Origin of the sequence: Clostridium phoceensis (assembly GCF_001244495.1) — a bacterium.
Classification (GTDB): Bacteria; Bacillota; Clostridia; order Oscillospirales; family Oscillospiraceae; genus Lawsonibacter; species Lawsonibacter asaccharolyticus.
The window spans coordinates 97,754-109,418 of the sequence record NZ_LN866273.1 but is presented as its reverse complement, the minus strand read 5'-3'; the positions used below and the strand labels follow the sequence as shown (position 1 = coordinate 109,418).

Annotated in this window: 9 protein-coding genes and 2 pseudogenes; 3 read left to right on the top strand and 8 right to left on the bottom strand. The window is 54.3% G+C overall.

The genetic code is table 11. From position 1 onward, the window contains the following. Positions 1-99: 99 nt before the first annotated feature. Positions 100-1,701, bottom strand: coding sequence for an ATP-dependent DNA helicase (locus BN1969_RS00845; RefSeq protein ID WP_050622565.1), 1,602 nt, complete (start codon positions 1,699-1,701; stop codon positions 100-102). 264 nt (positions 1,702-1,965) lie between these two features. Between BN1969_RS00845 and BN1969_RS17695 the strand changes: the two genes are divergently transcribed. Beyond that, a complete protein-coding gene (locus BN1969_RS17695) occupies positions 1,966-2,106 on the top strand; it encodes a hypothetical protein (RefSeq protein ID WP_154669714.1) in 141 nt (46 codons plus the stop codon). Positions 2,107-2,896: 790 nt separating this feature from the next. Here BN1969_RS17695 and BN1969_RS00835 read toward each other — a convergent pair. The 5 genes and pseudogenes from BN1969_RS00835 to BN1969_RS00820 form a co-directional block, all read right to left on the bottom strand. Next, positions 2,897-4,417, bottom strand: a complete 1,521-nt coding sequence (locus tag BN1969_RS00835; protein ID WP_050622563.1) for a flagellin N-terminal helical domain-containing protein — start codon at positions 4,415-4,417, stop codon at positions 2,897-2,899. Between the two features lie 195 nt (positions 4,418-4,612). Further along, positions 4,613-5,032 (bottom strand): carbon storage regulator, encoded by a 420-nt coding sequence (locus BN1969_RS00830; protein ID WP_050622562.1) that lies wholly within the window; start codon positions 5,030-5,032, stop codon positions 4,613-4,615. 267 nt (positions 5,033-5,299) lie between these two features. After that, a pseudogene (locus tag BN1969_RS19020) lies at positions 5,300-5,479 on the bottom strand (zinc ribbon domain-containing protein); the annotation flags it as partial. A 63-nt stretch (positions 5,480-5,542) separates the two neighbouring features. Beyond that, a complete protein-coding gene (locus BN1969_RS00825; RefSeq protein ID WP_050622570.1) occupies positions 5,543-6,727 on the bottom strand; it encodes an RNA-guided endonuclease InsQ/TnpB family protein in 1,185 nt (394 codons plus the stop codon). Between the two features lie 282 nt (positions 6,728-7,009). Beyond that, positions 7,010-7,648: a recombinase family protein gene (locus BN1969_RS00820; RefSeq protein ID WP_050622561.1), complete on the bottom strand. Its 639-nt coding sequence runs from the start codon at positions 7,646-7,648 to the stop codon at positions 7,010-7,012. Positions 7,649-8,528: 880 nt separating this feature from the next. Here BN1969_RS00820 and BN1969_RS00815 point away from each other — a divergent pair. Both BN1969_RS00815 and rsgA read left to right on the top strand, forming a co-directional pair. Beyond that, positions 8,529-8,771 (top strand): DUF4368 domain-containing protein, encoded by a 243-nt coding sequence (locus BN1969_RS00815; RefSeq protein WP_147576953.1) that lies wholly within the window; start codon positions 8,529-8,531, stop codon positions 8,769-8,771. Positions 8,772-9,103: 332 nt separating this feature from the next. After that, positions 9,104-9,532, top strand: coding sequence for a GTPase RsgA (rsgA, locus tag BN1969_RS00810; protein ID WP_050622559.1), 429 nt, complete (start codon positions 9,104-9,106; stop codon positions 9,530-9,532). 148 nt (positions 9,533-9,680) lie between these two features. Here the strand turns inward: rsgA and BN1969_RS00805 are convergent, their stop codons facing one another. Both BN1969_RS00805 and BN1969_RS19015 read right to left on the bottom strand, forming a co-directional pair. Continuing rightward, positions 9,681-10,895 carry an ATP-binding protein gene (locus BN1969_RS00805; RefSeq protein ID WP_050622558.1) on the bottom strand — a complete coding sequence of 405 codons (1,215 nt, stop codon included), beginning with the start codon at positions 10,893-10,895 and terminating at the stop codon, positions 9,681-9,683. A gap of 174 nt (positions 10,896-11,069) precedes the next feature. After that, a pseudogene (locus BN1969_RS19015) lies at positions 11,070-11,207 on the bottom strand (hypothetical protein); the annotation flags it as partial. Between the last annotated feature and the right edge of the window lie 458 nt (positions 11,208-11,665).

The following is an 11,665-nucleotide window of genomic DNA, read 5'->3' as shown; positions in this document are numbered from 1 at the left end:
CCGGTAGGCACCGGTGCCCAGTAACACGGAATTTGTGTCCTCTCTGAACTCTCTCAGAACTTTTTCTTGGGAGGCACCACTTTGTTGAATCAGGATCTTCTAAGGAATGTCACGGCCTTGAAGCGCTGCATAGACATCCTCCATATCAGTCTTTGCAGTAAAAAGCACCAGCGCCATGCCATGAGAGATCTCCAGAAGCTGAATCAGGCGCTCCACCCCCTGTTGGATGAACTCCTCGCGCTCTTTGGTGGGATGGGGCAGGTCATTGCAGTAGTAAATGAGGGCATGCTCATCGTAAAGATAGGGGGAGGGCTTTGGCTCCGCAAGCATTCCGGCATCTCCTAATGGAAAGCCGGTACTCCGAACAAAATAGGAGTATTGCTCTTCTAGCTCGCCATCCTGCGTGTTAGTCAGGGTAGCCGAGGTCAGGATTGTCTGTATCGAGGCGCTGAAAAACAGGTTGTTGATGATGGTGCTGGTATCCTTTGGGCACCATGTCAGCTGCGTATATGGGCCTCTGCGCTCCAGCCACACGAGCTGTTCCTCCCAAGAGGTGGCAAGGACGTAAAATGACTCCACAAGGATCTCCAGGTCATCGACGGACACCCTGTTCCGGTTTCGGCGTCTCATGTCGGCATAGATCTGGATGCTGTCAGAGAGCTCCACCAATGACTGAGATGCTTTTTGGACCAATGCGGCAGTATGTACGTGCTCCCGCAAGAAGAGACGTTCGGAATCGCGTACAGTGCGGTCCGCACCGTCGATCTGCTGCTGCATTTGATCGCTCAGATGTCGGTACAGGGCTTTTATATCGTGCACTGTGCTGGAAATTTTTCCGGCAACATATTGTCGCTCTGTGGGCCAAATCGATTTCTCAGCTGCATAGATGGTTTTAATGATCTGCCTCTGCCAACATTGAGTGGTAGTGGCGCTCCGCACCTTTTCCTCCAGGTGATGTGCCTCATCTATAACGACCAGCTTGACTTCATTGTTTAACAGCCCATCTTGCCCCTGATTCCGGAGGAGCAGGTGTGCGGCCAGGAGATCCTGGTTGCAGACGATGACTCCGCGGGTATAGCGTAGGGCAATACGCATATTGTAATATTGGCAATCGTCGGCATACTTACAGGTAGCGCACTCTGATTTGCTGAAGCGGGTGATATTGATCTTATCCCAGACTGCGTCAGAAATATGCTGTGTAAAGGAACGCCGGTCCTGATGGCCGGCTCGGATGTCACTTATGATTTGGGTCTGAGCACTGCCGTCAACAGACTGAAAATACTCACTCGCGCGTCGGAGACAAAGATAGTGGTTCTTCCCCTTCGCCAAAATGAGGTCTGGTTCAATGCGCAGCCATTTCTTCAGCCGCTCCACATCGCTCAGAAGCTGCTCCTGCAAGGCAATGGTTGACGTTGCGATCACGACTGGAGAAAAGGTTTTGGCATTGTAAAGCAGAATGGGCACCAGATAGGCAAAACTTTTTCCTATCCCAACGCCAGCCTCGATCACAACATGACTGCCGCTTTTGATTGCGTCCAGCACGTCGAAGGCCATGTCCTGCTGTCCCTCTCGTTGCTGAATGCCAAGCCGGGGCGCGTCATCCCAGAAGAATTTTGTGACGCTTTCGCTGATATCATATATCTTAGAGGCTAAATTCCTCTTTTTGTCTGCTGATGGATCAAATGCCGATATATAGCTCAATTAGTATCCGTCTCCTGTCCCATGTCCAACTTTTTAGATAATACATATTGTTCTCGTGACACACGACCGTCTTGCATTATTGCTTCTCTTAATAATAGTGCAGAATGAGGAAATGTCAATAAGCAACTAAGATTGACCTAATCGCCCTGTGTAGGAATACAATACATGTTGGACGGATGAATAAAAAAGGATCAGGGATAGGGTCTCATCGGTTATAGTTAGAGTTATCACACAACAACTGTATGAGAGGGGACCATATCCTTCATGAGCAAGAGTATAACACAGGACATGGCATACCGGCAATCCCTGATGAAGTACGCAGAGAAATACGGCGTGAGCTGTGCCAGCCGTAAGTACAACCGTACATCTACTTCTGGAAGGCCCGCTGAGATGGGAGTGTGGTAAGTCCCGGCGGCCCCACAGCTACCCCAACCAGCATACAGAGACAGAACTAAAGGTGATTTGCGATATGCACCGGCGCAACCCAGACCTTGGCATGGTGAGCTGTGGCACCGGCTTACGGAAACGGGGATATACCCGCCGCCCGGAAAGTCTGTTCCGTGTCATGCGTAAATTGGGACTGTTTCCTGCTGGCGAAAAGAAGACAGCATATAACCGAAGTTGAATGTTGCCTGCTTTGTTGCCCAATCCTGTCTAACAGATGCCGATTTCGTAATTTCTTCAAATTACTGTCTTATGAGAACAGGGGTATTTCTGAACACAGTTTCAGCCACAGAGTGGTGTGAAGCATACGGGAACGGCACTTTCAAAGCGTGGCAGAAGGCAAATGAAATGGAGCGGAGGCGGCTCAAAACAAGCAAAAATTTAAAAAATCTTTTGATACCTATTGGGAAATCAGGGACTGAAAATACTAAAATTTAACAAATAAAAGCAGAAAAATTAAGCGCCCGGTTTCCAAAGCTGGGAACAAAATTGAGAATAAGAAGGAATACGTAAGAAAAAACAGTCGGATGTAGAAGAATAGTATCTAAGGATCCCTCCAACCCGTAAGCAACTTCCAGCGCCTTCATTCGTATTCTCATGTCCATAGTTTTCCTGAAAAGAGAGATTTGCGGGTGCATTCTTTTTTTAGGCACCTCCTTCACACGCCGGTCTATACACCCCAAAAGAACGATATGTGGGCCGGCATTTGCCGGCCCACATATACTTTGCTGCGGAATACCAAGAACAGTGTTTACTGGAGGAGCTGGAGGACACCCTGGGGGACCTGGTTCGCCTGGGCCAGCATGGCCTGGGCGGACTGGATCAGGATGTTGTTCTTGGTGTAGGCCATCATCTCGTCGGCCACGTCGGTGTCGCGGATGGTGGACTCGGCGTCCTGGATGTTCTCCTCCATGACGCTCAGGTTATTGATGGTGTGGTCCAGACGGTTCTGGGTCGCGCCCAGAGTGCCGCGGATATCGGAGACATAGTTGATCATGCCCTTCAGGGACTTCATGGCCTCCACGGCGGTGTCAGCGGTGCTCACCTTCAACTCGGAGAGGACCTTGCCGGTGCCCTCAGTCATATCCCGCAGGGCATCCTTTTTAATGCTGGCGATCTCCACAGTGATCCGGTTGTACTTGTCGCCGGTGTCGCCGATCTGGAGGGTGATGCCGATACCGTCGAACTTGACCTCGGGAGCCTTGGTGTCGCCGGCAGCGGTAGTCTCTGTCAAGGTAAGCTTATCACCGTCAGCCGCCACGGTGAAATTAGCCAAAGTCACCTCACCCTCAAGGGTAGTAGCGATATCGGCAGCAGTGGCGTCGGCATCAAGCTCAATAGCAGTGTTGCCGGTTGCTGTGGTCTTGCCGGTCTCCACAAACTCATAGGTCTTGCCGCCGATGGTCATGGTGCCGCCGAAGAGGTCAGCGCCGGTCTTGCCGGTGAAGTCGATCTCGGTCTTGGCGGCGGCGGGGCCAGCGCCTGTACCGGCGGTCGTTGCAACATTCACAGTAGTTGTATTCCAAGTCGCATTGACACCGACAGTGCCTGCACTGGCGTCAGTACCAGCCGTATTCGCTGTGACCACAATGGCATTGCCTTCTCTGCTGACAGTGTGGTCAGTCAGTTTGCCGCCCAGAGCAGTGACGATGGCGTCCAGCTGAGCGTCTAAATCTGTAACAGTGGTACTATTAATGTCTCCGCTTCCATCGTCTTTGGCACTAATGGTCTGACCGGCGATAGAGAGAGTCTGGCCATCGGTCAGCGCAGTTTGACCATCAAAATCAAACTTATAGACGGCCTTGGTGCCATCAAGGGTGCCATTGGTGGCGGTGATGACGGGGGCGCTCATGTCGCCGTTGAGCAGATTGATGCCGTTGAAGTTGGAGGCGTCGGCAATGCGGTCGATCTCCTCGGTGAGCTTGTCGAACTCCTTCTGGAGCTGATCCCGGTCGGTCTTGTCCTCATAGGTGCCGTTGGCGGACTGCTCGGCCAGCTCCACCATGCGGTTGAGCATGTCGTGGACCTCGGTCAGGGCGCCCTCGGCGGTCTGCACCAGGGAGATGCCGTCCTTGGCGTTCTTCTGGGCCACGTCCAGGCCGGTAATCTGGGCCCGCATCTTCTCGGAGATGGCGAGGCCCGCGGCGTCGTCGCCGGCGCGGTTGATCTTGTAGCCGGAGGAGAGCTTCTCCAGGTTCTTGGAGAGGGCGCTGGTGTTGTTGGTGTAGTTGCGGTAGGCGTTCATGGCCATTATATTATGCTGGATCCTCATTTCGTCTGCTTCCTTTCAATGAAATGAATTTTTTGGAGTCTTTGCTTATTTTCCGCACAGTATCCTTCTGTGCGTCCGTGGGGTTTAGCAGGCTGACACAGCCGCCGTGGCCTTTGGCGGATCATGCCGTCCTGCGCGGACATTTATTCCAACCGGCCCATCGATGACGACCGGATGAAACCAAACTGGGTTCTGTTACGCTTCCTTCGCCCTCTGGCTGTGGGACAGGGCCTGCACCTTGGCGGACAACTCCTCCTCCCACACAGTGGGAAGCAGATGGATCAGCTGGCGACGCAGGGCCTCCGCGTCCTCCTGACTGCCGTGGGCCTCCATCCGGTCCAGGATCTGCTCCATCACCTGAACGGCCCGCTCACGGTCGGCGCTCCAGTGGTAGACCGCCTCCCGGCGCCGCTTTCCGCGGCCGCGGGGCAGGCCGGCCAGACATGCCGGCCTGGGGACTCCTGTCCGCTCCAGCACCTTGCCCCGCACAATGGGGATACTCCGGTCTGCCTCCACCCGCAGATAGGCGCGTGGGCCGGATACCTGGGCAAGCTGGACCACAATATCGCCGTTGATGGTTATGTACTCATCCGGGAACAGCGAGAGTTGAAGCATAGGAGATCTCCTTTTTCGATCCGGCGGTGTGTCCATACGCCGCCTGCTAAAATCATCGTCATAATGTTTGGAACGCCCAAGGGCTTGGGCTTCGGACACGGCCCCTCTTGGGGAGGCATCCACTCGTTTCCCAACGGTCTCCCGCCCGGAAAACGCTGAGGAAAACGGCACTTCTTTGGGTATGCCGCTTCGCTCAACGCTCCCGGACCGGGAGCATGGGCCTGCGCCGGTGTTCCGGCCGGCAAGGGGTCTATCGCGGCGGAGGGGTCAGGAGGCTGCCGCCGCGGTTTGCTGATGCTGGTGCCGGACCAGCCCCCGAGCCTTGATGTTGACGGCGGCGTTCACGCCCCGCCGGTGCTCCGCCCCGCACACGGGGCAGACCCAGCGGCGGGCTCTNGCTGAGGAAAACGGCACTTCTTTGGGTATGCCGCTTCGCTCAACGCTCCCGGACCGGGAGCATGGGCCTGCGCCGGTGTTCCGGCCGGCAAGGGGTCTATCGCGGCGGAGGGGTCAGGAGGCTGCCGCCGCGGTTTGCTGATGCTGGTGCCGGACCAGCCCCCGAGCCTTGATGTTGACGGCGGCGTTCACGCCCCGCCGGTGCTCCGCCCCGCACACGGGGCAGACCCAGCGGCGGGCTCTGGGGGCAAGGGTCTCGTTGACCGCGCCGCAGGCGGAGCAGACCTTGGTGGTGGGGAACAGGCGGTCCACCTCCAGAAGCTGCTTGCCCTGCCGCTCCAGCTTGTAGCGCAGCAGCTCCCGGAACATCCCAAAGCCGGTGTCCCGGACGGCGCTGCCGCCCAGCGTTTCGGAGATCGCCTTGAGAGAGTCCTCCCGGATGCAGACCGCGTCCCAGGCGTTGGCTATCCGCCGGGACTCCTTATGGAGGAAGTCGCGCCGCTGGTTGGTGATGTGCTCATGGAGTAGCCGGTATTTTTGCACCAGCTCCTGATAGTTTTGGGAGCCCGGCTGGGACCGGCTCAGCTTCCGCTGGACGGCAACCAGCTTGTCCTGGGACTGCCGCAGCCACCGGGGCGGGTCGGCAGCGGTCCCGTCATCCGCCACATAAAAGTGGGAGAGGGAGTATTTCAGGCCCACGGTCCGCTCCTCAACAGGCGCCACCGGCTCCGGCTGGCGTGCGGGACAGGCATAGAGCAGATACCCATAATATTTTCCGGTTTTGGTCCGCTCCACCGTGACTCGGACCAGCCGCCAGCCGCTCCGGGGACGGCGGGGGAATTTTGCTCGGATCAGGCCGGCCTTGGTCATGCGGACCGCGTCCCTGGTGGTATAGATGGTGGCACTGTTTCCCATCACATGGTTGCAGGCGGAAAAGGTGTCCCGGTCATCCTTTTTCCGCTTGAATTTGGGGTAGCCAAAGGCCGCCGGATTGCGGAAAAAATTACGGAATGCCTGGGAGAGCTTGTTGTATTCCTGGGTCAGCGCCTGGTTGTCCACTTCCTTGAGGAAGGGGGCTCCTTTTTTATACTTAGCCGGGGTAGGAAGGAAGTGAGCGTCTGTTTCCAAATAAAAACGCTCATGATCGGAGAGCATCTGGTTCCAGATATACCGGCAGCAGCCAAAGGTCTTTTGGAACAGTTCCTCCTGCTCCGGTGTGGGATAAAGGCGGACCTTGATGGTGTTGTACTGGACCACCCGGCCCGGTTCGGCATGGCCGTCCTGCTTTTTCTGTTTCATGGCGTCCATCCCTCCCCTGCGTTTCTCCATGGAACCGGCGGCCCTGTTCCAAAGGGTGTACCTTTTGGAACAATACCACAGTGATGATTCCACCCACCGTTCTATATTGTTATCGTCCAATTTCTCATAAAGTTAAGAATCTTCCTCCAAAATTTTGGGCGTTCAGAGGGCTGGTCCCAAAGGTACACCTTTTGGAACAATTTTTGCATGATTCTTCACTAAATGATAAACGGCTGGCCCCCTGCGTCGAACAGGGATCCGGCCGTTCTCTGATTGCATTTTTTACACTCTTTTGGCTCTGCGCAGGAAGGTCTGGTGGGAGATCCGTAGCTGTTCGGCGGCGGCCCGTGAGGAGATCTCTCCTTTCCGCCAAGTCTGAGCCAGATCCTCGAAACCCTCTGGCATGGGGAGCTGCCGCCGCCCCAGGTGGGCCCCCCGCTTTCGGGCGGCCTCGATCCCCTCAGCCTGCCTCTGACGGATGCTGCGGCGCTCGTTCTCTGCCACAAAGGAGAGCACCTGGAGCACAATGTCGCTGAGGAAGGCGCCCATCAGGTCCTTGCCACGCCGAGTGTCCAGCAGGGGCATGTCCAGTACCACGATGTCCACGCCCTTCTCCTTGATCAGCACCCGCCACTGCTCCAAAATTTCCTCATAGTTCCTGCCCAGGCGGTCGATGCTCTTAATATAGAGCAGATCGCCTTTTTTCATGCGCCGCACCAACCGTTTGTACTGGGAGCGCTGAAAATTCTTGCCGCTTTGCTTGTCGAGAAAAATGTTTTCCTCCGGTACGAATGCCTCCCGCAGGGCGATCAGCTGGCGGTCCTCGTTCTGTTCTTTGGTGCTGACCCGGATATAGCCATATGTATTGATGTTACCAACCTCCCGCACAGTGCGGGATTTCACTTCATTCCTGATCTCCATTTGAAACTACCTCCCTTGATTTCTGTCCTCCGGTGTACCGACCTGACTCTGCCGCAAGAGTAAATAGATAAGTCTGCCCTAAACCTTTCTTGGTATTGAAACTCCCCCATACTTTGGTTTGCTTTTATTATCGCAAGCATCGCATTTTGATGTCAAAACATCGCTTGCGGGGGAATACCCCTAGCCTCAATGCCGCAAATCGGCGGGACTTTTTTGCGGCACTGCAGAAAAGTTTGTGAGAGAAAACCGCTTTTGACAGTGTTGTCAAAAGCGGTTTTGGGTTGGGAGACCTGTCCTGTCTGGGGGAAACCAGCTCCACACGGGGCTGTACATCGAGAAACACTTCCTCATGTTCGGTGTCCGCTACATCGCAATCAACGACAATGTGGACACGGACAACACCGAGAGCGGCGAGTTGATGCCGTTCAAAATTTGTTAAACGAGTGGTTTGTGCGTGACGCCATCCGGAAGATCCGGGCGGTGAAGCGGGCCAGGGCGGAGCGCGGGGAGCGGTCCCAGCCAGATCGCCAGAACGCTGAAACAGGAACAGGTGCTGTGTCCCACAGCCTATTTGGTACGACCCATGTGAGCCTCGACCTGGATAATCCCTATGGCTGGTCCGACAGCACCATCACTGATATGCTGGAGAACAAACTCTACCCGGACAACACTATCAACATGAAGTACAGCTCAAAGTCCTACAAGGACAAACGGAAAGTAGAGTATCCGCGGGAGGAACGCCTGGTATTCGAGAACACCTACCCTGCCCTTGGCGGCAAGGGGGGTATAGGACATTGTCCAGCGGGAGGTGCGGAGGCCGGAGAGGGAGCTGGCCGCCATACGGAAGAGGGGCGCCGAGCTGGAGGCTATCTTCAAGAGGTTGTACAAGGACTCCGTGTTGGGCAGCCTGCCAGCGGGCAGTTCCAGTCCGCTGGCAGGCAGCTACACGGCGGAGCAGGAGGCCCTGAAAGCGGATATCCTGTGGAGGGAGGCCGGCATCCAAGCCTTGAGAGAGAAGGTATCCGATACCGACAGTTTCATAGCCAGAGCCAAGCGATACACGGATATCACGGAACTGACACTGGAGCAGTACCGAAGCCCGGATATGATGGAGTTCTATTAAAAAGTCATGGCGGGCGGCCCGCTGGCATTTATCTAAGATATTTTTCGGAAAACAATGAAGCAGGGGATTTGGAGCGGGGCTAACCAGAAGCAGCTGGCAGTGAAATATTACGCGCCCTTTTACCTGTTTCTGAGCCTGTCGGACGCCGACCGGACTGCGGAGGAAAAAGCGGAGATCTCAGCGTCTTATCAAAACACCTGATGCAGTTTACAGAAAAATATCAGAAGCATACCGAATAAAATCCAGGAAGGAACTAAAATGAATCAAGAAACCAGTCTGAAGTACTATGGCCTGACCGGCCGCTTTACAACACTGGCAAATGAATTCCCGGAATGGACAGCGGCCTGCTGGGCAAGGAGCGGCTGGAGAACAATGGCCTGCGCAATGATGACCGGGGCCGCAACACCACCACACGCCGGGAATTGATCTTGCTGCCACAGGGCTGTATGGTGGTGGACACACCGGGGATGCGGGAATTTGGTATGTGGGACCACACCTCTGGGATAAACCAGGCTTTCGCGGAGATCGACGAGCTGGCCGCACAATGTCGCTTTCGGGATTGTACCCACTCCAGTAAGCCCGGATGCGCAGTCAGACGGGCGCTGGAAAGTGGCGAGCTGTCGTGGGAGTGGTGGCTGTCCTATCAGAAACTGAGGATGGAGAGTGCTTTTTTGGACGATAAAGAGGGCTATCTGGCCGCAAAGGAGAGACGGGAAAAGGAGATTTCCAAGCTGATTAAACAGCTTCCTGTCAAAAAATGAGTTTCAAATAGAACCCTACACACCACACCAGCATGAAAAAAGGCCGCCTCTATGATGTCACAGAGGCGGCCTTCGTGGACTAATACGCTAAAATAAAATGAGGGAGAATTACACTGGCTATATGTGCGTGGATGTGGTGGGGCTTCCTTCATGCCCAGTCCTTCGCCATCAAAAAATCCCGGATGTTGCGGTGCTTGATCCCATTGCGGCTCATATCAAGTTCATCCATAGAGACAACATACTTTGGGAAATTGTCGCGGATGCTGTGATAGGCCCCAAATTCACGGGCGATAGTTTCCTCCGAGGCGAGCAGATATGTGACCTGGACATACAGCTTTTCTCCCCGCTTATCGCACACAAAATCGATTTCCTTATCTCCGGCTCTGCCAACTGTAACTTGGTAGCCTCTGCGAAGTAGCTCCAGATACACGATATTCTCCAGGATCAAGTTGATGTCTCTCGTGTTGCCGCCAAAGACTGCCTCGCGGATGCCGTGGTCGGCAATATAATATTTCTCGTTGGAGGCGAGAATCTGCTTGCCCTGCAGGTCCTCCCGCTTCACCTGATAGAAGAGATAGGCATCGCAGCAGTATTTGATATAATTCAGGATTGTCTCCGGCGCTACTGTGCGCTGTTCATTTTTAAGGAATTTCGCAAGAGAGGTGGCGGAGAACGTGTTGCCCACATTGTCCATCACATAGGCAATGATACGCTCCAGCAGATCCACGTCACGGATCTTATTTCGCTTCACAATGTCTTTGAGTTGGACCGAGTTGAAGAGGTCGTGGAGATATTGCTTCGAGGGTTCCTCCTCATACCGAATATTGGCCAGATATGGCATTCCGCCGGACAGGAGATATTTTTGAAAGCATCTTTGAATTGGCTCTTCTGGCACAATGGAATGGTACAATTCCATGAACTCCATGAAAGAAAATGGATAGATGACAAACTCTACATAGCGTCCGCCCAGATAGGTTGCCAACTCGCCGGACAGCAGCTTGGCATTGGAGCCGGTCAGATAGATGTCGCAGTCCAGCGCAACACGGAGGGAGTTGATGCACTTCTCCCAGTCCCTGACTTCCTGGATCTCATCAAAGAAGAGGTATACCTTGCCGCCGGTATCCGAAGCTCTTTTGGTGATCTCATTGTGCAACGCCTCAGCGGTTTGCAGATGGGAATACCTCATATCCTCAAAATTGATGGAGATAAATTGAGCCGGGTTGGTCCCGGACTCCTGAAGCTCCTGTTTGATCAGATCCAGCATAACGGATTTTCCGCAGCGGCGAATACCGGTCATGACCTTAATGAGGTCTGTTCCAATAAACGGCCGGATGCGGCTCATATACAGTTCCCGTTTGATCACCGTCTACACAGCTCCTTTCCTCCTAGCTGCTTTCAGTATATATCATACACAACTGAAAAACAAGTCGAAAAAACGGAGTTATAAGATATAACCGATAAAGTTCATATAGAAAAAACTTTAACAGTTATAAAAGAACTACGCCAATTCCCCCAATTAGGGAACAACGGAGTTCTTTTATGTCTCTGGCTCAGGCAGAAGCAGTGCGGTGCTGGCGGAAAAGGAGTCCTCATCTGCCCTCACAACCAGCTCACTGTGATACTTCCGGAAGGTGGCCCGTGCGGACTTGAGGCCCATGCCGTGAAGGCCACCGGGCTTGGTGGAGTGGTATTAGTCCCTCTTTCGGATCAAAATCCACTGGGGCAAACCGGGCATCGGTGGCGTCAAAAATGCTGCCATGGCCGGTTGGGGTCGGGCCAGTGACGTCAATTTTGTTGCCACATGATTTTGCCGCTCTCCCCAAATGGCGTTCCTACCCCTTTTTCGGCGGCTCTGTCGCACTCGCTCCCGGCGAGGTCATGGCGCGGGCTCTCACTCGGACGGTCATTCACTTGTCAACGCGCAAAAAGAAGCCGTTATATAGGCGTACCAGCCCTGGCGAGAGTTCTTCCCCCGCCGGGGCTCTTGTGGGTCGTCTATGTAACGGCTTAAAAGTCTTGAGAAAGCCATGCCTCAGATGGCTTTTATATATCGTATTTAATTTTCATCATGCATGATTAAACATTTTAGTTTAGCACATATGAAGCGGTCTATCAATGGGAGACTGGCGGGGG